At 61.2% G+C, this 22,048-nt stretch carries 18 protein-coding genes; 12 read left to right on the forward strand and 6 right to left on the reverse strand.

From position 1 onward, the window contains the following. Positions 1 to 16: 16 nt before the first annotated feature. A complete protein-coding gene (locus tag L8K08_RS17165; RefSeq protein ID WP_242198889.1) occupies positions 17 to 2,101 on the reverse strand; it encodes a TonB-dependent receptor in 2,085 nt (694 codons plus the stop codon). Positions 2,102 to 2,280: 179 nt separating this feature from the next. Here L8K08_RS17165 and L8K08_RS17170 point away from each other — a divergent pair, with 179 nt between their 5' ends. The 8 genes from L8K08_RS17170 (at position 2,281) to L8K08_RS17205 (ending at position 11,141) form a co-directional block, all read left to right on the forward strand. Continuing rightward, entirely contained in the window at positions 2,281 to 2,610 is a 330-nt protein-coding gene (locus tag L8K08_RS17170; RefSeq protein WP_242198891.1) for a YceK/YidQ family lipoprotein, read from the forward strand. Positions 2,611 to 2,986: 376 nt separating this feature from the next. Then, entirely contained in the window at positions 2,987 to 4,744 is a 1,758-nt protein-coding gene (locus L8K08_RS17175; RefSeq protein WP_119737974.1) for a carbamoyltransferase, read from the forward strand. After that, positions 4,728 to 5,858: a glycosyltransferase gene (locus tag L8K08_RS17180; RefSeq protein WP_242198893.1), complete on the forward strand. Its 1,131-nt coding sequence runs from the start codon at positions 4,728 to 4,730 to the stop codon at positions 5,856 to 5,858. The genes L8K08_RS17175 and L8K08_RS17180 overlap by 17 nt, the downstream gene beginning before the upstream one ends. Beyond that, positions 5,858 to 6,754 carry an antimicrobial resistance protein Mig-14 gene (locus tag L8K08_RS17185; protein ID WP_242198896.1) on the forward strand — a complete coding sequence of 299 codons (897 nt, stop codon included), beginning with the start codon at positions 5,858 to 5,860 and terminating at the stop codon, positions 6,752 to 6,754. Before L8K08_RS17180 ends, L8K08_RS17185 begins: the two co-directional genes overlap by 1 nt. Continuing rightward, a complete protein-coding gene (locus tag L8K08_RS17190) occupies positions 6,751 to 8,166 on the forward strand; it encodes a PIG-L family deacetylase (protein ID WP_242198899.1) in 1,416 nt (471 codons plus the stop codon). The genes L8K08_RS17185 and L8K08_RS17190 overlap by 4 nt, the downstream gene beginning before the upstream one ends. 58 nt (positions 8,167 to 8,224) lie before the next feature. Continuing rightward, positions 8,225 to 9,109 (forward strand): DUF6625 family protein, encoded by an 885-nt coding sequence (locus tag L8K08_RS17195; RefSeq protein WP_242198901.1) that lies wholly within the window; start codon positions 8,225 to 8,227, stop codon positions 9,107 to 9,109. Continuing rightward, complete coding sequence (locus L8K08_RS17200; protein WP_242198903.1) at positions 9,106 to 10,260, forward strand: glycosyltransferase family 4 protein; 1,155 nt, start codon at positions 9,106 to 9,108, stop codon at positions 10,258 to 10,260. The genes L8K08_RS17195 and L8K08_RS17200 overlap by 4 nt, the downstream gene beginning before the upstream one ends. Continuing rightward, the gene (locus L8K08_RS17205; RefSeq protein WP_242198916.1) at positions 10,257 to 11,141 is read left to right on the forward strand and encodes a glycosyltransferase; all 885 of its coding nucleotides are present in this window, start codon (positions 10,257 to 10,259) and stop codon (positions 11,139 to 11,141) included. Before L8K08_RS17200 ends, L8K08_RS17205 begins: the two co-directional genes overlap by 4 nt. A 43-nt stretch (positions 11,142 to 11,184) precedes the next feature. On the opposite strand, the gene L8K08_RS17210 is transcribed toward L8K08_RS17205, so the two are convergent. Next, a complete protein-coding gene (locus L8K08_RS17210; protein WP_242198919.1) occupies positions 11,185 to 13,044 on the reverse strand; it encodes a bifunctional O-antigen ligase/aminoglycoside phosphotransferase family protein in 1,860 nt (619 codons plus the stop codon). Positions 13,045 to 13,203: 159 nt separating this feature from the next. On the opposite strand from L8K08_RS17210, the gene msbA reads away from it, so the two are divergent. The 3 genes from msbA to L8K08_RS17225 all read left to right on the forward strand — a co-directional run bounded on the left by msbA (position 13,204) and on the right by L8K08_RS17225 (position 17,579). Continuing rightward, entirely contained in the window at positions 13,204 to 15,009 is a 1,806-nt protein-coding gene (msbA, locus tag L8K08_RS17215) for a lipid A export permease/ATP-binding protein MsbA (protein ID WP_145160101.1), read from the forward strand. A 217-nt stretch (positions 15,010 to 15,226) separates the two neighbouring features. Then, positions 15,227 to 16,651: a bifunctional D-glycero-beta-D-manno-heptose-7-phosphate kinase/D-glycero-beta-D-manno-heptose 1-phosphate adenylyltransferase HldE gene (gene hldE / locus L8K08_RS17220; protein WP_145160103.1), complete on the forward strand. Its 1,425-nt coding sequence runs from the start codon at positions 15,227 to 15,229 to the stop codon at positions 16,649 to 16,651. Beyond that, complete coding sequence (locus L8K08_RS17225; RefSeq protein WP_145160105.1) at positions 16,644 to 17,579, forward strand: NAD-dependent epimerase/dehydratase family protein; 936 nt, start codon at positions 16,644 to 16,646, stop codon at positions 17,577 to 17,579. The genes hldE and L8K08_RS17225 overlap by 8 nt, the downstream gene beginning before the upstream one ends. Positions 17,580 to 17,646: 67 nt before the next feature. Here the strand turns inward: L8K08_RS17225 and L8K08_RS17230 are convergent, their stop codons facing one another. From L8K08_RS17230 to L8K08_RS17245, 4 genes are read right to left on the reverse strand one after another with little or no spacing between them, the layout of a single operon-like run. Beyond that, complete coding sequence (locus L8K08_RS17230; RefSeq protein ID WP_106577594.1) at positions 17,647 to 18,615, reverse strand: metal ABC transporter ATPase; 969 nt, start codon at positions 18,613 to 18,615, stop codon at positions 17,647 to 17,649. A gap of 41 nt (positions 18,616 to 18,656) precedes the next feature. After that, positions 18,657 to 19,469 (reverse strand): aldo/keto reductase, encoded by an 813-nt coding sequence (locus L8K08_RS17235; protein ID WP_242198921.1) that lies wholly within the window; start codon positions 19,467 to 19,469, stop codon positions 18,657 to 18,659. Beyond that, a complete protein-coding gene (locus L8K08_RS17240) occupies positions 19,466 to 20,644 on the reverse strand; it encodes an FAD-dependent oxidoreductase (protein ID WP_242198923.1) in 1,179 nt (392 codons plus the stop codon). The genes L8K08_RS17235 and L8K08_RS17240 overlap by 4 nt, the downstream gene beginning before the upstream one ends. Positions 20,645 to 20,699: 55 nt before the next feature. After that, positions 20,700 to 21,035, reverse strand: a complete 336-nt coding sequence (locus tag L8K08_RS17245) for a multidrug efflux SMR transporter (protein WP_106577597.1) — start codon at positions 21,033 to 21,035, stop codon at positions 20,700 to 20,702. A 104-nt stretch (positions 21,036 to 21,139) separates the two neighbouring features. Between L8K08_RS17245 and L8K08_RS17250 the strand changes: the two genes are divergently transcribed. Then, a complete protein-coding gene (locus L8K08_RS17250) occupies positions 21,140 to 22,030 on the forward strand; it encodes a LysR family transcriptional regulator (protein WP_242198925.1) in 891 nt (296 codons plus the stop codon). The last annotated feature ends 18 nt before the right edge of the window (positions 22,031 to 22,048 follow it).

The following is a 22,048-nucleotide window of genomic DNA, read 5'->3' on the forward strand; positions in this document are numbered from 1 at the left end:
ACGCTGCGCTGGCTGATCAAAACTGATATTCGGCCCCCGCCCCCGCGTACCACGACCTTCCCGGCGCCGCTTCGTAATAGCGGAAGTTGCCGTCCCCGACGATCACCGAGCCCACGTACTGGCGATCCAGCAAGTTATCCAGGCGCAGGGTCTGGTGGAAGGTCCAGTGCTCGACCTTCTGCTCGAAGCGCGCACGCCAGTTGAACACGCTGTAGGCCGGCGCGGCGCGTTGCTGGTTGGTGTCTTCCACGTAGACTTTGCTGCGGTACATGCCTTCGAGGGCAGTGCTGACCCAGTCGCGGGGCTTCCAGTTCAGCTCGGCGAAGAGCGTGGTCTGGGGGACGCCGGGCAGGTAGTTGCCTTTGTCGATCGCCGTGCTGGCGCCGCTGACAAAGTCGCTGTCATAGGTGGCGTGCAGGCGGGTGTAGGCGAGGTGGGTGCTCCACTGTTCGGTCAATTGGCTTTCCAAACTCAGTTCGAAGCCACGGCGTAAGGTGCGACCGGCGTTCTGGTAGGTGGTGCGACCGCCGCTGGATTGCTGCACGACCAGTTCGTCATCGGTGGTGATCTGGAACACCGCAGCATTCACGCGTGTGTCTTGGCCAACCCGGGCCTTGAGCCCCATTTCATACTGCTTGCTGACCGACGGCTTGAGCGCGAAATTGAAGCCGTTCGAGCTGCTGGAATACGCCGACTCCGCCTGGGTCGGAGTTTCGAAGCCTTTGCCCGCGCTCACATAGCCATGCAGGTCCGGCGTGAAGGCATACATCACGCTCACTGAGGGCGTGTTCTTCTGGTAGGTCTTGTTGCCGCTGTCGTTGCCATCGCTGAGGAAGTGGTCGTCCACGTCCATCTTCATGGTGCTGTGACGCAGGCCGGCTTGCAGGGTCCAGTCGCCCAGCAGCCAGTTGGCCTGCACGAACGGGTCGAGGCTGGTGGCGGTGTCGATTTCATCGCGGCCCAGCGCGCCTTTGACGCCGTGCACGCCGTTGAGGGTGTTGGAGTAGCCTTGGCGATCATCCTGGCTGCGGTCGTAGTCGAGGCCGGTGATCAGGGTCAGGTCGCCAGGGGCGCTGGTGATGGGTTGCAGCCAGTGGACGGAGCCGCCGTAGAACTTGCGGTCGAAGTCCACCACGCCACCGCGCTTGTCTGACGGCGTACCGCTGGGAATCGACAAATACTGAATCACACTGCGCCGCCCGGTATACGCATTCACCTGCAGCGTCGCATCGCCGATATAGCGCTCGTAATTCACGCCCAATTGCTGATGATCGATGCTTTTTCGCGTGTTGTACTGCAGCGCGGCCGGCGCCACCGAGCGCGGGTCCGCCTTGTACGCGGCCCAGGTCTGGCCCAGCGGGTCTTGCGTGCCGTTTTGCTCCAGGCTGCTGTAGATCAGCGCCAGTTTGCTGTCGTCATCCGGGTGGACATTCAGCTTGGCAAAGGTCTGGTCACGACGGGCGCTGCTGTGGTCGCGGTAGCCGTCGGTGTCCATGCGTGAGGCGTCGAGTACAAAACCGGCGCCATTTGCCGCGCCCTCGGCCGTCAGGTGGTTCTTGCTCAGGCCGTCGCTGCCCACCAGTGTTTCGGCGCCGATGCGCGGCGGGCCTTCGCCATCGCGCGAGAACATCTGGATCACGCCGCCGGCATTGCTGCCATACAGCGTGGCCGCCGGGCCGCGCAGCACTTCGATGCGTTCGGCGGTGTCGAGGTTGAACGTGGCGGCCTGGCCCTGGCCATCCGGAGTGCTGGCGGGGATGCCGTCGGCGATCAGCTTGATGCCGCGCACGCCAAACGCCGAGCGCGCACCGAAGCCGCGCGAGGAAATCTGCAGGTCCTGCGCGTAGTTCTGACGGTTCTGCACCACCAGGCCAGGCACGCGGGACAGGGCTTCAGAGGCATTGATGCCGAGTTGGCCGTCGCTGATCTGCTCACGGCTGATGCTGTCGACCGAATACGGAAGGTCGAACGTCGGGCTGGCGCTGCGTGAACCGGTCACCACGCTGGGGTCGAGGATCAGGGCTGCGTCTTCAGCCTGGGCGGTGTCGCACAAGGTGAACAGGCTTGGCAGCAATAGGGTGAGGCGAGCGAGGGTTTTCATGGGGCAGCCCGAATCCGTGGCGCATAAGACATAAACGCGCAAAAGGGCGCGAGTTTAGTGAAATGCTGAGTTTTTACCATTTCGGATTTTTCGTACGCAATTTGGCGATGCGCTTGGGTGGGGGAGCCGACATTTCGCTGATAGCGTGGCCGGCCGTTGGCGATCACAGGACAATCACAATGAAAATCACGGCTGCAATGGGCATTGCCGCACTGCTGGTGGGCGGTTGTGGGACCGTCAACAGCGTCATCCGCAAAGACGGCGACACCGCGCGTGAGCTGCGGCTTATCAAAACGTACTGCCAGTCCATACCTCGCGTTTACAGTGGCGTGGCCTTTGATTTCTGCGCGCTGCACGCGGCTCCCGATCCGACCGGCGTACTGATACCCTTCGTGCTGCTGGACATTGCAGCGTCCGGCGTTGCCGATACCGTTGTGTTGCCCTACACGATTTATCGCCAGGCAAACGACGGCAACATCAGCGTCTATTGGCGCCCTGGTGGTTCTTGAGCGAGGCTGTGCATGAGCCGGCCATGACAAATGGAGTTGTCTATGAATCGTGGTTTCACCTTTCTATGGATGCTGGCGCTTGCAATGCTCACCGGCTGCGGCACGATCAATAACGACCCAACCTTTCCCCGCGCGAAAGCAATGCGTTCCCGATCATCGCCATTGAGGCGATTGCCTCCGGTGTGGCGGACACGCTGGTGCTGCCCTACACGATCTACCGCTAGGCGCAGTGACAACCGGTCGCCACATTCCCTAGATCATCACGTGGCGTGTTTACGCTATAATCCCGCCCTTTAGCTGTTTCTCGTCCAGGCGAGAGGCACACTTTTTTCAGGCGCACCCCGCCTGCATGCAGACTAAAAGAGGCTAGACCCCTGTGGCATTGACGATTCTTGGCCTGTCCGGCGCCCTTAGCCATGATCCTTCCGCAGCCTTGTATATCGACGGCAAGCTGATCGCGGCCGCCGAAGAAGAGCGCTTCGTACGCGACAAACATGCAAAGAACCGCATGCCCTACGAGTCGGCGAAGTTCTGCCTGGAACAAGCCGGTATCAAGCCCTCCGACGTTGATGTGGTGGCGATTCCGTTCGCCCCGATCAGCCTGTTCGGTGAGGCGCGCTGGCACTATGCCAAGCGTTACTGGTACGCCCCGGACCGCGCCCTCGACGCGATCCTGATGGGCAACCGTCGCTACAAGCGCTATCGCAACAAGATCGTCTGGTGCCTGGAGCAACTGGGCTTCGACCCGAAGAAAATCAAGATCGAACCGGTTGAGCACCACCTGGCCCACGCCTCCAGCGCTTACCACTGCTCGGGTTTCCAGGAGAAAACCGCGATCCTGGGGATCGACGGCAAGGGCGAGTACGCCACCACCTTTTTCGGCTACGGCGAAAACGGCAAGATTCACAAGATCAAGGAATTCTACGACCCGGATTCCCTCGGCGGCCTGTATGGCGCGATCACCGAGTTCCTCGGTTTCGAGATGCTCGACGGCGAGTTCAAGGTCATGGGCATGGCGCCGTATGGCGATGCCAGCAAGTACGATTTCTCGCGCCTGGCCTCGTTTGAGAACGGCGAGCTGGTGATCAACACCGACTACGCCAACGTCATCGGCCTGCGTCGCTACAAAGAGAAGGGCAAGGGGTTCTACTTCTCGCCAAAACTGATCGAGTGGCTGGGTCCCAAGCGCGAAGGCGATATCGCCGACGAGCCGTACATCCACTACGCGGCCAGCATGCAAGCGCTGTTCGAGAAGCTGGCCCTGCAGATGATCGACCACTACTTGGGCGATATCCTCAAAGACACCGGCAAGCTGGCCTTCGCTGGCGGCTGCGCGCTGAACGTCAAGCTCAACCAGAAGATCATTGCCCGCGATGACGTCAAGGAGCTGTTCGTGCAGCCGGCGTCCGGCGATGCCGGCACCGCGGTGGGTGCCGCCGCCTACGTGTCCCACGCCCGTGGTGTACCGGTCGAGAAGATGGAACACGTCTACCTCGGCCCGTCCTACAGCAACGAAGACGTGATCGCCGCGTGCGCCAAGCACGCAAGCAAACCGGTGTGGCGCAAGATCGAGAACATGCCCAAGCGCATCGCCAAGATCATGGTCGACGGCAACCCGGTGGCCTGGTTCCAGGGCCGCATGGAGTTTGGCCCGCGCGCGTTGGGCGGTCGTTCGATCATTGGTTGCCCAAGCGCCACCGGCGTGGCGGATCGCATCAACCACCAGATCAAGTTCCGCGAGCGTTGGAGGCCTTTCTGCCCGTCGATGCTCGACACCGTTGCGCCACAGATGATCAAGGTCGATCACCCGGCGCCGTTCATGACCTTCACCTTTGAAGTGTCGGAAGAATGGAAAACCCGCGTGCCGGAAGTGGTCCATGAAGATGGAACCTCCCGTGCCCAGGTGCTCAAGCGCGAATACAACCCGCGTTACTACGACATGATGAAAGAGCTGGAAGTACTCACCGGCAACGGCGTGTCGCTGAACACCTCGCTCAACCGTCGTGGCGAAGCAATGATCTGCTCGCCGACCGACGCGCTGAACATGTTCTTCGGCTCGGACCTGCAGTACCTGATCATGGAAGACATCCTGGTCGTCAAAGACGGCGTGGACCCTTATGACTCGGTCGGCTGATCGCCACGTCCTGCAGTTCTGCCACGGCTATGACGGGCCGTTCCTCGATTGCGCGCGGCAGTACGCCAGCCTGTTTGCAGGCTCGGGCTACAAGGTGACCACGGTGTTTCTCACCGGGGTCGCCGACCCCGATGTGGCGGCCGGTTGTGCCTCTGATGAAGTGTTGTTCATGGAATTCAGCTCCAAGGCCATTCGTGGTCTGAAGCTGGGCGCCATCGGTGAGCTGCGCAAGATCGCGGCGTCACGCAATTTCAGTTTCTGCATTGCTCACCGGTTCAAGCCGATCTATATCGCCTTGCTCGGCACGCGCTTGCCGGTGATCGGTGTGCATCATGCGTTTGGTGACTATGGGCGCCGCAGCCGCAAGCTGTTTGCGTCGATATTCCGCAAGCGTTTGAGCCTGCTGGGTGTGTCCGATGCGGTGCGTGATGACATGCGCCGTTGCTTGCCAGCCTGGCCGGCAGCGCGGATTCAAACGCTGTACAACCGCATCGATGTCGACGCCATGCAGGCCCTGCAGGTTCCGGCCGAAGCGGCGCGCGATGCGCTGGGGCTGTCGCCGGATGAGTGGGTGGTCGGCAACGTTGGCCGCCTGCACCCGGACAAGGACCAGGCGACCTTGCTCAAGGGGTTTGCTCTGGCGCTGCCGCATTTGCCGGCACAAAGTCGTCTGGCCATCCTCGGCACCGGCCGCTTGGAGAAAGACCTCAAGGCCTTGGCCCGGGAGCTTGGGATTGCCGAACAGGTGCTGTTCCTCGGCCAGGTGCCGGATGCGCGCCGTTACTTCCGAGCCTTCGACGCCTTTGCCCTGAGTTCCGATCACGAACCTTTCGGCATGGTACTGCTGGAGGCCATGGCCGCCGGCGTGCCGCTGTTGGCAACAGCGTGCGGTGGCGCCCGGGAAGTGGTCGAAGGCGTGGGGATCCTGTTTCCCTTCGGCGATGCCGAACACCTGGGCCAGGGGCTTCGGCACCTGGCGGCAATGGATCGTCAGCAGCACGCGCAATGCGCCCAGATGATGCTCGAGCGCTTGCACGAGCAGTTCTCGGACCAGGCGGTTCGCGCTGCCTTCTGGCAACTGCCGCACGTTACTGAACTGACCGCGAGGGCGTGATGCTCAATCGATTCCAAGGCTGGCGCGAGCGTGGCTGGTCCGTCGTTGAAGCGTCCACCTACAGCGACGCCTGGCAGCGTTACGGTGGCAGTGTTGCCACCCATCCGCAGGTGGTTGAGCGTCTTGCCGGGCTGGCCGAGATTCCTGTGCGCTACCTGGCGTGGGAGCAAGGCGGCGAGCTCAAGGCCTGTATTGCGACCTGGGGCCAGGACTTGGCGTTATCCAAGGATGTGCTCAAGCGCAAAGGCAAGAAGGGCTTGTTCGACCTGGGCAATGCCGAGTTGATTCTGCCTGCCGCCGCCGATGCCCAAGCCCCGTTGCGTCATCGCGCGCGCTACCTGTCGGCGCTGAATGAAGGCCGTTTTGCCGGCATCCAGCTGCAGACCGAGCAGTTGGCCATGGCGCGTACCCCGGAAGAACTGTCGAAGAAATTTCGCTATAACCAGCGCCGCGAGTTGCGCCTGCTGGAAGAGGCGGGCGGTGTGGTGCGTGCGGTCCAGACATTCACCAGTGCCGAGCTGGCGGCAATTTACTGTGATTTGTTCCAGCGCCGCTGGGGCTTTCCCGCCACCGGTGCCGAGCGCATGGCGCAGGTGATCGAGCTGTTGCGTGAATGGTTGATCGGTTCGGTGATTTTCCTCAACGATGCGCCGATCGCCATTCAACTGGTTTACCGCGTTGAGGCGCCAGAGTGGGTCAGCGTTGAATACGTCAATGGCGGCGTAGACCCTCAGACGCGTGAGTTCAGCCCTGGTAGCGTGCTGAGTTTCCTCAATACGCAAAGTGCCTGGGAACAGGCGCGGGAAGCCGGCAAGTCGCTGCGATTTTCGTTTGGCCGGGCAGACCGCGAGTACAAAGACCGTTGGTGCAACCCGGTGCCGGTGTTCAAGGTATGAGTGATTCTCCCAGCCGCAAGCAAGCCCTGCTCAAACGCCATCGCCGCAACAAGCGTATGGCGCTGCTGGTCGGTTTGCTGGTGTTGATCGGCGTCGGCGTGGCGGTGGCCTGGTGGCTGCCGTTGCTGCTGGCAATCCTGGCCTGGGTGGCCCATGAAGCCTGGTTTGCCGACCATCTGTTTTACTCGCCCGGCGATGACTATCAGTACGCCTTCGCGGCCGAGACCGAGCAACCCAAGGTTGTTCTGGATAACGGCCGATTGCTGCTGGAGCAGGCGCTGGAGCTGTCGGGCGACGAGACGCTGATCCTTGCGCTGCGGCTCAAGAGCGGCTTGCTGGGGCGCTTTATTGATCCGTTTATCGCCTTGCCACAGGGTGATCGGCAGGTGTTCGAGCGCGGCGTCAACGGCTTGCGCTACTTGAATCTCACCGGCCAGGCGCAAGCGCTGCTCGCTGGGCAACTGCGGCTGAGTGGCCGGTTCTGCCGTGTGCAAGGTACGCCGGTGTTGTCGGTATTTCGCCAGCCCGACGTGCGTCAGCAGCGGGTGATGGTGATTGCGCCCCATGCCGATGATGCCGAGCTTGCCGCCTTTGGCCTGTACAGTCAGGCGGCGCAGCCCTGGATCGTGACGTTGACGGCCGGCGAAATCGAAGCCCAGCATTATCAACAAATGGGCCTGGCCAAGCCCGAGGCTGCGCGCCTCAAGGGCCGATTGCGCGCCTGGGACAGTATCGCCGTGCCGCGTTGGGCGGGTGTGCCGCAGGAACATTGCGTGCAGCTGGGGTATTTCTGCCTGCAGCTGGCGGCGATGCGGGCCGAGCCTGATCGCGCCGTGGCGTCCCGAGAGGCCGAGTTGAGCGACATTCGCGTCTTTCGCCAATTCAACCCGTTCCCACTGCCTGCGGATGCCGATGGCCGGCCGACCTGGAACAATCTGCTGGCAGATTTGCGGGCGGTGCTGCTGATGGCGCGTCCTGACGTTATCGTGCTGCCGCATCCGGTGCTCGACCCGCACCCTGACCATGTCTGCGCACAGCAGGCCGTGCTGCAAGCCCTGCAAGGGCTGGAGTGGCAGCCGACCACGCTGCTCGGCTACGCCAATCACCTGCATGACAATGACCGCTGGCCGATGGGCGATTCGGGCAACGGCATCGCGTTGCCACCCTGTTTTGATTCGAGCATCACCTTGCAGCCTTTTTGCGTGCCGGTGTCTGCCGAGCAACAGCGTGACAAGGCCATGTCGCTGGGCATGATGCATGACTTGCAGCCCAGGATGCCGTTCAAGCGGCGCGTGCGGCGTGCGATCCAACGGTTGCTGGCCGCAAGGGCCATTTCACCCTGGGGGGAAAATGAGTTTTACCGCAAGGCTGTAAGGCGACATGAACTTTTTTGGTTCATCAAGCACAAGTAAGGTTACGTAACGTGGAGGGGCGCAGCGCGCTCCCGTAAAAAATGACAGTGAGTCCGTTTTGATCAATCAGTGCCCCCGCATCCTCTTCCTCATTCCGTACTTTGGCCGCTGGCCATTCTGGATGCCGTTTTTTCTCGAAAGTTGCCGACACAATGCAGATATTGACTGGCTGTTGTTCAGCGACTGCCCGATACCGAGCAACGTTCCGGACAACGTCAGGATTGAAAGCATTACCTTTGCCGATTACTGCGCGTTGGTTTCACAACGGTTGAACATCCCGTTTGCCCCGCAAGCGGCTTATAAGTTGTGTGACATCAAGCCTGCGCTGGGGCATATCCATGCCGATCGCCTCGAGGGGTATGACTTTTGGGCGTTCGGCGACCTGGACCTTATTTACGGCGACCTGCGCCGCTATTTCACGCCCGATCGACTGGCTGGCTATGATTTGTTCTCGACCCACGAACGACGGGTCGCCGGCCATTTGTGCCTGATGCGCAATACCGCCAGAAAGCGCCAGGTGTTCATGCAGATCAAGGATTGGGAAGCGCGTTTCACCGATCAGGCGCATCATGCGCTGGATGAAGGCGCGTTCAGCAGGATTTTCCTGTGGCGCAAGAATTTTCCGAAACCGTTGTTCGAGTTGGTCGGCAAGCTCAATCCCTGGCGCCGCCGCAGTGAGTTCACCGAGGCGTTCAGTACGCCGGGCGGTGTGATCAAATGGCACGACGGCAGTGATCGCTTCCCGCATCAGTGGTTCTGGAATAACGGTCGCCTCACCAATGACCTGGATGGCGAGCGCGAATTTCCCTATTTCCATTTTGTCTGCTGGAAGCGTAATCAGTGGCCACGGTTACCGGAGCCCGACAGCGAGTACGTCGAGGCGCTGGCGGCTGAACCGTCGTGGGTCGTTGATGCCACAGGTTTCCATCGAGGAGAGTTATGAGTCGGCGTTTCAAGGTCCTGCAATTGCAGCCTGACTACAATGTTAAATCCCATGATTTTGCCGACCTGGCCGAACAGATCGTCAAGGCATTGCCTGCGGATCGCTATGAAGTCACCGCCGCGTTTTTGCGTGGCCGACCCGGGCCTGCGGACCCGGTCAGCCGGGCGGCAACGTCGGTCTACTTCGATTTCTCCGACAAGGCGCTCAAGGGCTTGAGGCTGCGCGCCATGTGGCAGATGTATAAGTTCTGTCGCAAGGAACAGTTTGACGTGGTGGTGTGCAACCGCTTCAAGCCGGTCAACATGATGTTGCAACTCAACCGCTGGTTGAAGATTCCACTGTGTATCGGGATCTCCCACGGCTTTGGCGAGTATGACCGTCTCTACCGCCGTAAACAGGCGCAGCGCTGGATCGACGAGCATTGGCGGTTTGTCGGGGTTTCGCCGGCGGTCAAACAGTACTTGCTGGACTGCCAGTGCGGGTTTACCGACAGCAATACCTACGCGATTACCAACGCCATCGACATCGAGCAGGCCGAAGGCTTGCAGCATTCGCGCGAACGCGCGCGTGAGTTACTGGGCATCGACCCTTCGGTGCGGTTGATCGGCGCCCTGGGGCGTCTGGTTCCGGTCAAGGGGCACACCTATTTGCTGCAGGCGTTTGCAGCGCTCAAGGATAAATACCCTGCGGCGCAACTCGCCATCATTGGCGCGGGCCGTGAGCAGGCCAACCTGGCCGCGCAGATCCAGAGCCTTGGCCTTGATGGGCGGGTGCACTTGCTGGGCTTCAAGGAAAACGCCCTGCAGTACGTGCGCGCTTTCGATATCTGGGCCATGCCCTCGCTGGCTGAAGGCTTGGGCCTGGCGCTGCTGGAAGGCATGAGCGGCCGCCTGCCGGTGATCGCCTCCAGTGTGCCGGCCATGCTGCCACTGATTGAAGGCGCCGGTGGCCTGGCGGTGGAGCCGGCCAACGTGCCCGAATTGACCCAGGCGCTGGACACCTATCTGGCGCTTTCCGATGAGGCGCTCGCGCAAAAGGGCGAGCAGGCTTACCAGTACCTTCAGGCGCAACATGATATTGAGGTGTTCCGCCAGCAATACCTGGAGCTGATCGAATCCGGGTTGGCCCAAGCACGCAGGAACAGCGTATGAACCAGAGTCAGCCCTTGGTCACGGTGATCATCGCCTCGTACAACCACGGCCCGTACATCGAGGAAAGCATCCTCAGTGTGTTGAACCAGACCTACCCCAACATCGAACTGCTGGTGATCGATGACGGCTCGACAGACGACAGTGTCGAGCGCATCCGCCGCCTGCAGGAGCGCCACACGTTCGACTTTCGCGTCCAGCAGAATCAAGGCCTGACGAATACGCTCAATGGCGCTATTGCACGCTCCCAGGGCCCGCTGATCGTGCCGTTCGGCTCCGATGACATCATGAAGCCAGAGCGCATTGCGACTCAGGTGGCTTACATGGACGGCAAGCCGGAAGTGGGTATCTGTGCGGGTAACATCGAGCTGATCGATTCGCGAGGCGAACTGCTTCCCGAGAAGCGCCAGCGCCGCGACGTGCCGTTTCGGCGTCTGGACTTCGACGACATGTTCCTGGAGCGCAAACCCTATCCGCCGGCACCCACGCTGATGATTCGGCGTGAGGCGCTGGAAAAGGTCGGTGGATTTGACCCCGAGATTCGCCTGGAAGACTTGTTGATCGAATTGAAGATCACCCATGCCGGGTACTTCATCGATGGTCTGAACGTGGTCATGGCCCGCTACCGCAAGCACGCCACCAACTCGTACAAGAACCACCGATTCATGATCGACAATATCCTGCGCTCTTACGCGTTGTTCAGTGACCACCCGCTCTATGACGAGGTGCGTTACAAGTTTCTCAGCTCCATGTTCCTCAAGACCTCCAACCGCAATCGCGCGTTGGCGCGAGAGTTGTTGGCGCAGATCCCGTTTCGGGCCTGGAACAAGAAAACCTGGCGGGGTTTGGCGCGGCTGTATTTTTCGCCGCTGGAAAAAGACTGACACACCCTGTGTGCGCCCCTCGCCGGGGCGCACTTGGCGTGCTTCAAGCGGCGGGGCGTGCCAGGGTCAGCACGTGCTCACGGATTTTGACCGTGGCTTGCGGCGACGCAACCAACGCATAGCCACTGGCCAACTGTTCAAAGTGCGCTTCGAACAACCAGTTGCGGTCCTGCGAGTAGCGTTGCATGTGCTTCACGTTGCGCTGGCGCAGCGTGTTGCGCAGCGGCGACGGATAAAGGCGCATGTCGGCCACGTCGATCAGGCCGAACTCACCATCATCCATCAGCAGAACGTTGCCCAAGTGCAGCGAGCGGAAGTACACGCCGCGTTCATGCAGCTGGGCCATGAACCTGCCAAAGCGTTCGATCAGCGATTCTCGCAGGCTGCTGTCCAGACTTTGCAGCGCCTGACGCAGGGTCAGGCCGGGGAGTGGCTGATAGCGCACGGCACTGCTGCCATCGCGCAAGCTATACACATCGAGAATCCGCGGTGACGCGATACCCAGTTGCTGCAGGTGTTCACTGTTGCTGGCAAAGCGTTCCGAATACGGATTGAAACCCCCGGAGGTGTACCAGCGGCGCGCCCTGAACAGCTTGAGGAAGCTGCCATCCTCAAGACGCAGGACCTTGGGCCCAAGACCATCTTCCTCGATGACGGCAGCGCCTTTACGCAGGGTGTCGAACGCCAGCGGTGCGGGCGTTTGCACACGCATGCTGAGCAGGCTGTGACGGCGCTTGGCGATACTCAGGCCGGCGATCAGCGCCAGCGGAATCCACAGCAGGAACCAATGCTCCTTGGGGCGCGACAGGATCCCGCCGCCTTCGGTCAGACCGGCACCGATGCCGTAGGCCTGCAGGGCGGACGTCAGCAGAAACAGCGGTTGTGCGCGCTCTTTGAAACCTTTGTACAGGCCCCAGCCGAGCATGAAGATCCACGGGATAAAGCCGATGATGCCGACGTAATAGAGCACGCCGAGGGCAAAGCTGTGCGGCTCCATCAGTTCGTAACCGTCCACGATCAAGGACAGTTCGGAGTCGTAGCTGTGGCCGATCAGCGGATGGTCGGCGATACGCTGCAGGGTCATGCCCCACAATTCAAAACGGTATGAACTGCCACGCTCGGTAATCGCTTCAGGATAAAACAGCAGCAGCGCTGCAGCGCCAAGCACCAGGACCGCGATCATCAGGGCCGAGCGGCGATTGCGGCTGACAAACGCCATCCACACGGCGGCCAGCGTCAGTGCAACCAGCGGCGTGCGAGAGCCGGTGGCCAGCACCGCGAGCGTCATGACCGCCAACGCAGGCGCGCTGAACAACAACACCTGCAAGCGCTGGGTGGTGATGCAGACATACAGCCAATAGATGCAGAAAAAGCCGAACAGATGGGAGCTGAGCAGCGGATTATCGAGAGCGCCCAGGCCGCCGATCATGCGCATGCTCGCGCCGGGCACGAAGCCTTTGGCGAATGCCGCCAGGTTGAACAGGCACACCACCAGGGCAATCACGGCGGCGCTGAAAAAAATCGGTTTGAACAGCTCGCTGCGGTAGTGCAGCAACAGCCCACAGCCGGCAAACAGCATGAAGGTTTGCAGCGGCACCTTGAACAGGTTGGAATCGCCGGTGGGTTGCGGGCTCCACAGCACGGTAATCAGTGCCCAAGCGCAAAATGCCAGAAGCGCAATGATCAAAGGTTCGCGCAGCAGTTCTTTGATTTCCCGCGGGCGCAGGCACAGCAGGAACAAGGTCGGCACACTGAAAAAGCCGTAGTAGAGACGGTGCATGACGTTGCGGTTGGTGACGTAGAACAATGAACTCAGAAGCAACAACAAGCCAATGGGCAAAATCCATAGGACCAGGAAGTCGAAAACGCGATTTGAGCCATAAATAAGGCGCTTGGAGTGCATACAGAAAAGCCATTCCAGAATAGAGAAAGCCGACCATCTTAAAGTAGTGGCTATATAATGTCGTCGGCTGGATCCAACCAGGCCGAGGGTCATACCGGGTGCAAGTACAACAGAGAAGCTGTGCTAAAGTCAGCCTCCTTTTTCAAAACGCCGCGTGATATGACCGACTCCAGTCCGAGCGCAAGCCCTTCGAGCTTGAAAATATACTTCCGCCTGCTCATGTACGTTAAGCCCTATGCCGGCTTGTTCGCGTTGAGTATTGTCGGATTTCTGATTTTCGCGTCGACCCAGCCCATGCTGGGGTACATCCTCAAGTACTTCGTCGACGGTTTGTCCAACCCTGAAGCGGTGCTGTTCCCCAGCGTACCGTTCCTGCGTGACCTGCAATTGCTGCAAGCCGTGCCCTTGTTGATCATTCTGATCGCAGCCTGGCAGGGCCTGGGTTCGTTCCTGGGCAACTACCTGCTGGCCAAGGTTTCCCTGGGCCTGGTCCACGACCTGCGCGTGCAGTTGTTCAACAACCTGTTGACGCTGCCCAACCGATACTTCGACAACCACAACTCCGGGCACCTGATTTCGCGCATCACCTTTAACGTGACCATGGTCACGGGTGCGGCGACCGACGCCATCAAGGTGGTGATCCGCGAAGGCATGACGGTGATCTTCCTGTTCGCCTCGCTGCTGTTCATGAACTGGCGCCTGACGCTGGTGATGATCGCCATCCTGCCGTTGATTGCGGTGATGGTCAGCACGGCCAGCAAGAAATTCCGCAAGCAGAGCAAGAAGATCCAGGTGGCCATGGGCGACGTGACTCACGTCGCCTCGGAAACCATCCAGGGCTACCGTGTGGTGCGCAGCTTCGGCGGTGAAGTCTACGAGGAGAAGCGTTTCCTCAAGGCCAGCCAGGGCAACACCGACAAGCAACTGCGCATGACCCGCACCGGGGCGATCTACACCCCGTTGCTGCAACTGGTGATCTACACCGCCATGGCGGTGTTGATGTTCCTGGTGCTTTACCTTCGCGGTGACGCATCGGCCGGTGACATGGTGGCTTACATCACCTTGGCTGGCTTGCTGCCCAAGCCGATCCGTCAATTGTCGGAAGTCAGCTCGACCATCCAGAAAGGTGTGGCCGGCGCTGAAAGCATTTTCGAGCAGTTGGACGAAGAGCAGGAAATCGACCGCGGCACCGTTGAGCGCGACAAGGTCAGCGGCCGTCTGGAAGTGCGTCACCTGAACTTCACCTACCCAGGCACCGAACGCCACGTGCTCAAGGACATCAGCTTCACCGCCGAGCCTGGGCAGATGATCGCGCTGGTGGGGCGTTCCGGCAGCGGCAAGTCGACCCTGGCCAGCCTGATTCCGCGTTTCTACCACCACGAGAGCGGTGAAATCCTGCTCGACGGCGTAGAGATCGAAGACTACAAGCTGCTCAACCTGCGTCGGCACATCGCCCAGGTCACCCAGCACGTGACCTTGTTCAGCGACACCGTCACCAACAACATCGCCTATGGCGACCTGGCGGGTGCACCACGCGCGGACGTTGAAGCGGCGGCGGCGGATGCCTACGCAAAAGACTTCATCGACCAGTTGCCGAAGGGTTTCGACACCCAGGTTGGCGAAAATGGCGTGCTGTTGTCCGGCGGCCAGCGCCAGCGCCTGGCAATCGCGCGGGCGTTGCTCAAGAACGCGCCGCTGTTGATTCTCGACGAGGCCACCTCGGCCCTCGACACCGAATCCGAGCGGCACATTCAGGCCGCGCTGGACAAAGTCATGCAGGGCCGCACGACGTTGGTGATTGCGCATCGCCTCTCCACCATTGAGAAGGCCGACCTGATCCTGGTGATGGACGACGGTCGGATTGTCGAGCGCGGCACCCACGCCGAGCTGCTGGCCCAGAACGGCTATTACGCCCGCCTGCATGCCATGGGCCTGGACGCGCCGGTCGCGGCCGACATCACCTAAAACCTTGTGGGAGCGGGCTTGACCGCGATAGCGGAGTATCAGTCACCGAATGTTTCGACTGATTCACCGCCATCGCGGGCAAGCCCGCTCCCACATGTGTTCCTCGGTGGATTCAATGGCAGGCCCGTCGCGCTATCTTCTGTGCACACCCTCCACAAGCCTCCTGTAACCCTGTGCTAATATCGCGCCCCTGTTCATTTTGTATGTGGGTTGCTCCATGAAGTTGTCCATGCCGCGATTCGATCAAGCCCCTGTCTTGGTGGTCGGCGATGTCATGCTCGACCGTTACTGGCATGGCGGAACCTCACGGATTTCCCCTGAGGCACCGGTACCGGTAGTCAAGGTCGAGCAAATCGAAGACCGTCCAGGTGGCGCTGCCAACGTTGCCCTCAATATTGCCGCTCTCGGCGCCCCGGCCTCCCTGGTGGGTGTGACCGGCGACGACGAAGCCGCCGACAGCCTGGCCAACAGCCTGCGCGGTGCCGGCGTGCGCGCACTGTTCCAGCGCATCGCCCATCAGCCGACCACCGTCAAGCTGCGGGTCATGAGCCGTCACCAGCAATTGCTGCGTATTGATTTTGAAGAACCCTTCGCCACCGACGCCCTGGCACTGAGCGAGCAGGTCGACACGTTGCTTGAAGGTATCAAGGTGCTGGTCTTGTCCGACTACGGCAAAGGCGCCCTGAAGAACCACCAGATGCTGATCCAGGCCGCCAAGGCCCGCAACATTCCGGTACTGGCCGATCCCAAGGGCAAGGACTTCTCGATTTATCGGGGCGCCAGCCTGATCACGCCCAACCTCAGCGAGTTCGAAGCCATCGTCGGCGGTTGCGCCGACGAGCACGAGCTGGTGACCAAGGGCGCCACGTTGATGGCCGACCTCGACCTGGGCGCCTTGCTGGTGACCCGTGGCGAGCACGGCATGACGCTGCTGCGTCCGGGCCACCCGGCGATGCACTTGCCGGCGCGTGCGCGTGAAGTGTTCGACGTTACCGGCGCTGGCGACACCGTAATCTCCACGCTGGCCGCCTCGATTGCAGCCGGTGAGGAGTTGCCCCACGCCGTGGCCCTGGCCAATCTGGCGGCGGGCATTGTGGTCGGCAAGCTGGGCACCGCGGCCATCAGCGCGCCGGAATTGCGCCGGGCTATCCAGCGCTCCGAAGGCTCCGAGCGCGGTGTGCTGACCATCGAGCAATTGCTGCTGGCGATTGACGATGCGCGTGCCCACAACGAAAGCATTGTGTTCACCAATGGCTGTTTCGACATCCTGCACGCCGGTCACGTGACTTACCTGGAGCAGGCGCGAGCCCAAGGCGATCGCCTGATCGTTGCAGTCAATGACGACGCTTCGGTCAGCCGCTTGAAAGGCCCTGGTCGTCCGATCAACAGTGTTGATCGGCGCATGGCGGTATTGGCCGGTCTGGGCGCGGTGGACTGGGTGATCAGCTTCTCTGAAGGCACTCCGGAAAACCTGCTGGCTCAGGTCAAGCCCGATGTGTTGGTCAAGGGCGGCGACTACTCTGTCGATCAGGTCGTGGGTGCCGATATCGTCGGCGCTTACGGCGGCAAGGTGAAGGTGCTGGGCCTGGTCGAGAACAGCTCGACCACCGCCATTGTCGAGAAGATCCGCAACAATGAGTAACGCTGATAAGTGGGTCCTGATCACCGGCGGTGCCGGTTTTATCGGTTCGCATCTGGTTGATGCGTTGCTTGCCAAAGGCTATGCCGTGCGGGTGCTGGATGACCTGTCCACCGGCAAGCGCAGCAACCTGGCGTTGGGCAACCCGCGCGTGCAGCTGATTGAAGGTGATGTCGCCAATGCCGAGCTAGTGGCGCAAGCCGCCGTCGGCGTGAGCGCCGTGGTGCACCTGGCTGCAGTGGCCTCGGTGCAGGCGTCGGTGGATGACCCGGTGAGCACTCACCAGAGCAACTTCGTCGGTACCCTGAATGTCTGCGAAGCGATGCGCAAGGCCGGGGTCAAGCGTGTGGTGTTTGCTTCCAGCGCGGCGGTGTACGGCAACAATGGTGAGGGCGCGTCGATTGACGAAGAGACCACCAAGGCGCCGTTGACACCTTATGCGTCGGACAAATTGGCCGGTGAGCATTACTTCGATTTCTACCGCCGCCAGCATGGCCTGGAGCCGGTGATTTTCCGCTTCTTCAACATCTTCGGGCCACGCCAGGATCCGTCCTCGCCGTATTCCGGGGTGATCAGTATTTTCAGCGAGCGCGTGCAGCAGGGTGTGCCAATCAGCGTGTTTGGTGATGGCGAGCAAACCCGCGATTTCATGTACGTGGAAGATTTGGTCGATGTGCTGGTACAGGCCATCGAAGCGCCCGACGCGCCGCTGGGTGCGATCAACGTAGGCTGGAACCGCACCACCACGCTCAAGCAGGTGTTGCAGGCGCTGGAAGAAGTCGTGGGTCAGTTGCCGACGATCACTTACGGCCCGGCACGCTCGGGGGATATTCGGCATTCGCGGGCCAATAACCAGCGGCTGTTGGCGAGTTTCACGCTGCCTGAGCCTACGCCGTTGAAGGTGGGCCTGGAGCGGTTGCTCACGGGCTGAACACCGTCAAATGGGGGAGCCGCTTTATCTGGGTGCCGGGCAAGCCAGCGCCCAGATTAGAGCGGTTTTACCCTTTGGCTTTTTTCTTCGGCACAATCTTGCGCAGCATCTGCCGCGCCTTGCCGGTCAATCGCTTCAGTTTCGACTCTTTTTCAGGCTGGGCCAGGCCTTGTTGCCTGAGCCAATCCTTCCAGCGAATCCGCTCATCACGTACCAGCCAGCCGTCTTGCTGAGCAAAGCTTTCGGCCAGGTATAAACCGCGTGTGCTGGCTGGATACAGCTGGTCTTTCTTGACGGTGTACAGCTCTGCTACAGGCTGGCCATCTTTGAGCGGCATCAGATACAAATCCGGGCGCTTGCGGTCCAGCCGGGCTACCAGCTGATCGCCTTCAAGTCGCTCATCCACATGAAACAGGCTGAGGGATTTGGCTTCCTTCGGCACCTCAAGGCGCAAGTCATAAATCAATTGCAGCGACGCCGTCGGCAGGTGCACGTAGGCCCGCGGGCGCTCGATCAATTGCGTGGTCGCACAGCGCACCGGGCGGGCGGCGCCCGACAAAGGGCTCAGCCGAAACGGCAGTGCTTCACGGTAATGCAGGGCGGTGGAATAGGGCGCCGGCAGCCAGGTGTCGTTGAAGCGTCCGCCGAGCCAGCCTTCAGGCGTCTCCAGCAGGCATTCTTCGGCAATTTCCTGGATGGCAGTGTGCAGCGGCAGGTTCAATTCGTGGGCCGGCACATAGCCCGAGATCAGCTTGAGCACCACGTCGCCACGGTCCTGGCGGCGTTGGCGGACCAATACCCAGTAATCCTTGTTTTGCCAGTGCAGGGTCAGTCGCACCGACACGCCCAGATTCGCCAGTTCCAGGGCGAAACGCTCGGGGTCCGCCACCTCCACCGGCTTGCGCCGTTGCAGGGTCTGGGCGAAGTTGAGCGGCATGCCCACGCTCTGGTAACTCAGGCCTTCGGGGGTGGCTTCGACGTGCAGCGGCAGTGTTTTAAAGTTGCTGGGGTTTTTTCTAATAAGCGTGCGCGGCATGTCGGCTCCTTCTTGCGACGGGGTCGGCCGCGTCGGCGGCATCAGAGTTGACGAATGACCTTGGCAGCGGTCGCCACGTTATGGGCCAGGTGCAGCGGATTAATGGTCCCGACAATAGCACTGGCGACGCCCGTTTGCGCAAACAACAACATGAAACTGGCGTGAATTGGATCCATTCCAGGTTCCAGGCACACGTGGCCGCTGGCCAGGGCTTTTTTCACCAGGATGCCTTTGCCGTGGGCCGCTGCGTAATCAATGACGGCTTTCTCGCTCTGTTCGTTCAGATTGTAGGTGACCATTGCGCAATCACCCTGTTCCAGAGCCTTCACGCCGCCTTCGACGGTTTTGCCGGAGAAGCCGAAACCGCGAATCTTGCCCTCTTTTTTCAGCTCTGCCAGGGTCTGGTAAACCTCGCAATCATTGAGGATATGCAGGTCATTACCATCGGAGTGCACCAGCACCAGGTCGATAAAATCCGTTTCAAGTCGTTTCAAGCTGCGCTCGATCGACATCCGCGTATGGGCCGCACTGAAATCATGCTGCGACACGCCATCGGCAAACTCTTCACCGACCTTGCTGACAATCACCCAGTCATTACGTTGGCCGCGTAACAGCGGCCCCAGGCGTTCTTCGCTGCGGCCGTAAGCCGGTGCGGTGTCGATCAGGTTGATACCCAGCTGGCGCGCCTGGCGCAGCAGCATGCGCGCTTCGTCATCATCAGGAATCTGGAAGCCGTTGGGATATTTCACGCCTTGGTCGCGGCCCAGTTTTACGGTGCCCAGCCCCAGTGGCGACACCAGCAGGCCGGTGCTGCCCAAGGGGCGATGCAGGTCGTGCAGGGTGGGCAGGCTCATGGCAACAGGTGCTCCCAGGCAGGTTGGCCGAGGGCTGGTTTTGGCAGCTCGGGCAGGGCGTCGTTGTTGGCGCTCGGCTGGATGCCGTCGCGTTGCAGGGCGTTGAGCACGCGGTCAGCGAAGTCTGGCGCCAGCGCCAGTTTGGTCGGCCAGCCCACCAGCAGGCGGCCCTCTTCGGCAAGGAACGCATTGTCGGGGCGGGTCAGGCCCGACTGCAGCGGCTCGGCACGGTCCACGCGCAAGGTCGCCCATTGCGTCTGGCTCATGTCGATCCACGGCAGCAATTGCGCCAGCTCTTTTTGCGCGGTGGCGATCTGTTCTTCAGGTGTGCGCGCCACGCCATCGGCCTCGGCGATATCACCGCCCATGTACCACACCCAGTTGCCATCGGCGGCCGGGTGGGTGGTGATGGTCAGGCGCGGCTTGGTGCCGCCGCCCAGGCAGTGCGCATACAGCGGCTTCAAGCCCGGGCCCTTGGCGATGATCATATGCAGCGGGCGCTTTTGCATGGCGGGCTGGCTCAGGCCCAGGGCGCTGAGCAGATCTGCCGTGCCGCCACCGGCACTCAGCACGATGCGCTGGGCGCGAATCTCGCGGCCGTCAACCTTCAAACCCACCAGGGTGTCGCCATCGCGCAGCGGTTCGATGTGCTGGCCGGCGAGCAAACCGTCACCCGCCAGTTGGGCCAGACGCTCGATCAGGCTTGGCACGTCGACCACCAGTTCGGCCAGGCGGTAGACCTTGCCCTTGAAGCGGCGGTCCTGCAGGGCCGGCGGCAATTCGTCGCCCTTGACCTGGTCGACCCGGCCACGCACGGCCTTGCTGGCGAAGAAGCTGGTGAGGTTGCCGGCGAGTGTGCCGGGCGACCACAGGTAATGGGCTTGGGACAGCAGGCGCACGCCGGACAGATCGAGTTCGCCATCACCCGCCAACGCCTCGCGCCAGCGGCGCGGCATGTCGGCAATCGCTTCGGACGCGCCGGTGAGCGCGCCGTGCAAGGCGTATTTCGCGCCGCCGTGGATGATCCCCTGGGACTTCACGCTTTGCCCGCCGCCCAGCGTGGCGCTTTCCACCAACACCGTGGAAAACCCCTGGCGGCGCAGGCGCGCGTTAAGCCAGAGGCCGGCAACCCCGGCGCCGACAATCAGAACGTCGGTGGAAATAACGGATGGCATCGGCGACCTCAGTGTTCAAGACAAGAGGCGCAGTATACAGGCTGTTGAGTGGCGGTCAGTGCCCGGCGGTTTTCGAGAACAGTTGAATCACCACCACGCCCAGCACAATCAGGCCCATGCCCAGCATCGCCGGCAGGTCGAGCTTTTGCCCATAGATAAACAGCGCGGCGACACTGACCATCACGATGCCCATGCCGGCCCACACCGCATACGCCACGCCCACCGGCACGGTGCGCACCACCAGGGTCAGCATCCAGAACGCAATGCCATAGCCGACGATGACCAGCGCCAGTGGAAGCGGTGTGCTCCAGCCTTTGACGGCTTTCATGGACACGGTCGCGATCACTTCCGAGCAAATGGCGATGGCCAGGTAGAGGTAGGCGGCATTCATGGGGTAATCCTCGGTGTGTGACGTGCTTGAATAAGGTCAGCATTCTAACGCTTCGGCAGATGGGATAAAGTCATTACCTATCCGAATTCAAGATGGGTTAAGCCATGAGCGTGCAGTGGAACCTGGACCAGATGCGCCTGTTTGTCAGCGTTGCCGAACAGCGTTCGTTTTCGGCGGTGGCCCGCGACCAGCGCAAGGCGCAATCGGCGGTGAGCAACGGTATCGCGCTGCTGGAAGCAGACCTGGGGCTGAGCCTGTTTGAGCGTAGCAGCGGCCGCCAGCCCCGGCTGACCGAAGCCGGCAGTGTGTTGCTGGAGGAAGCCCGTGAAGTATTGCGCCAGTGTGAACGGCTCAATGGCCGCGCGCTGTCACTGACGCGTGGCGAGGAAGCCTGCCTGCGCCTGGCCCAGGACGAGGCCATGCTGTTCCAGCCGGTACTCGACAGCCTCGAGGCGCTCGCCGGGCAATACCCGCAGTTGGAAGTGCAGCTTTCCAGCGCCGCTCAAGGCGATGTGGCGCGCAAGTTGGTGGAGCGCAAGGCCGACCTGGGCCTGTTGTTTTATCACGACCAAATCCCTGAAGCGCTTGAGCGGCGGGTGGTGGGCAGTGTGGAAATGGTCACCGTGTGCGGTGTGAATCATCCGCTGGCCAAGCAAACGTACGTGACCTGCCAGCATCTGGCGCAGTTTCGCCAACTGTTGATGTCGACCCAGACCAGCGTCTACCCCGGCAGTGAAGCCGCCAGCCCGCTGGTGTGGCGCGCCGACAGTTTCTACGTGCTGGCCGAATGGCTGATGAGTGGCCTGGGCTGGGCCTGGCTGCCGCGGCACATCGTGCAGTACCCCACCTATCAACAACAAATGGTTGAGCTGGACAGCGAATGGACACCGCCCGCGCTGGTGGTGGAACTGGTCTGGCGCCGTGACGAGCACCTCGGTCCCGCAGCGCGCTTTCTGGCTGCACGATTTGCCGAGTGCTTGCAGGCGATCGACTGAAAAAGCCGATAAACTCCG

The sequence above is a fragment of the Pseudomonas sp. TREG-RG-20F-10-E-6-01 genome, assembly GCF_022662455.1.
Lineage (GTDB): Bacteria > Pseudomonadota > Gammaproteobacteria > Pseudomonadales > Pseudomonadaceae > Aquipseudomonas.

What these genes read in the sequence shown, in the direction of transcription:
- L8K08_RS17165 (WP_242198889.1), bottom strand. Translation starts at nt 2,101, where the DNA reads ATGAAAACCCTCGCTCGCCTCACCCTATTGCTGCCAAGCCTGTTCACC.
- L8K08_RS17170 (WP_242198891.1), top strand. Translation starts at nt 2,281, where the DNA reads ATGAAAATCACGGCTGCAATGGGCATTGCCGCACTGCTGGTGGGCGGT.
- L8K08_RS17180 (WP_242198893.1), top strand. Translation starts at nt 4,728, where the DNA reads ATGACTCGGTCGGCTGATCGCCACGTCCTGCAGTTCTGCCACGGCTAT.
- L8K08_RS17185 (WP_242198896.1), top strand. Translation starts at nt 5,858, where the DNA reads ATGCTCAATCGATTCCAAGGCTGGCGCGAGCGTGGCTGGTCCGTCGTT.
- L8K08_RS17190 (WP_242198899.1), top strand. Translation starts at nt 6,751, where the DNA reads ATGAGTGATTCTCCCAGCCGCAAGCAAGCCCTGCTCAAACGCCATCGC.
- L8K08_RS17200 (WP_242198903.1), top strand. Translation starts at nt 9,106, where the DNA reads ATGAGTCGGCGTTTCAAGGTCCTGCAATTGCAGCCTGACTACAATGTT.
- L8K08_RS17205 (WP_242198916.1), top strand. Translation starts at nt 10,257, where the DNA reads ATGAACCAGAGTCAGCCCTTGGTCACGGTGATCATCGCCTCGTACAAC.
- L8K08_RS17210 (WP_242198919.1), bottom strand. Translation starts at nt 13,044, where the DNA reads ATGCACTCCAAGCGCCTTATTTATGGCTCAAATCGCGTTTTCGACTTC.
- msbA (WP_145160101.1), top strand. Translation starts at nt 13,204, where the DNA reads ATGACCGACTCCAGTCCGAGCGCAAGCCCTTCGAGCTTGAAAATATAC.
- hldE (WP_145160103.1), top strand. Translation starts at nt 15,227, where the DNA reads ATGAAGTTGTCCATGCCGCGATTCGATCAAGCCCCTGTCTTGGTGGTC.
- L8K08_RS17225 (WP_145160105.1), top strand. Translation starts at nt 16,644, where the DNA reads ATGAGTAACGCTGATAAGTGGGTCCTGATCACCGGCGGTGCCGGTTTT.
- L8K08_RS17230 (WP_106577594.1), bottom strand. Translation starts at nt 18,615, where the DNA reads ATGCCGCGCACGCTTATTAGAAAAAACCCCAGCAACTTTAAAACACTG.
- L8K08_RS17235 (WP_242198921.1), bottom strand. Translation starts at nt 19,469, where the DNA reads ATGAGCCTGCCCACCCTGCACGACCTGCATCGCCCCTTGGGCAGCACC.
- L8K08_RS17240 (WP_242198923.1), bottom strand. Translation starts at nt 20,644, where the DNA reads ATGCCATCCGTTATTTCCACCGACGTTCTGATTGTCGGCGCCGGGGTT.
- L8K08_RS17245 (WP_106577597.1), bottom strand. Translation starts at nt 21,035, where the DNA reads ATGAATGCCGCCTACCTCTACCTGGCCATCGCCATTTGCTCGGAAGTG.
- L8K08_RS17250 (WP_242198925.1), top strand. Translation starts at nt 21,140, where the DNA reads ATGAGCGTGCAGTGGAACCTGGACCAGATGCGCCTGTTTGTCAGCGTT.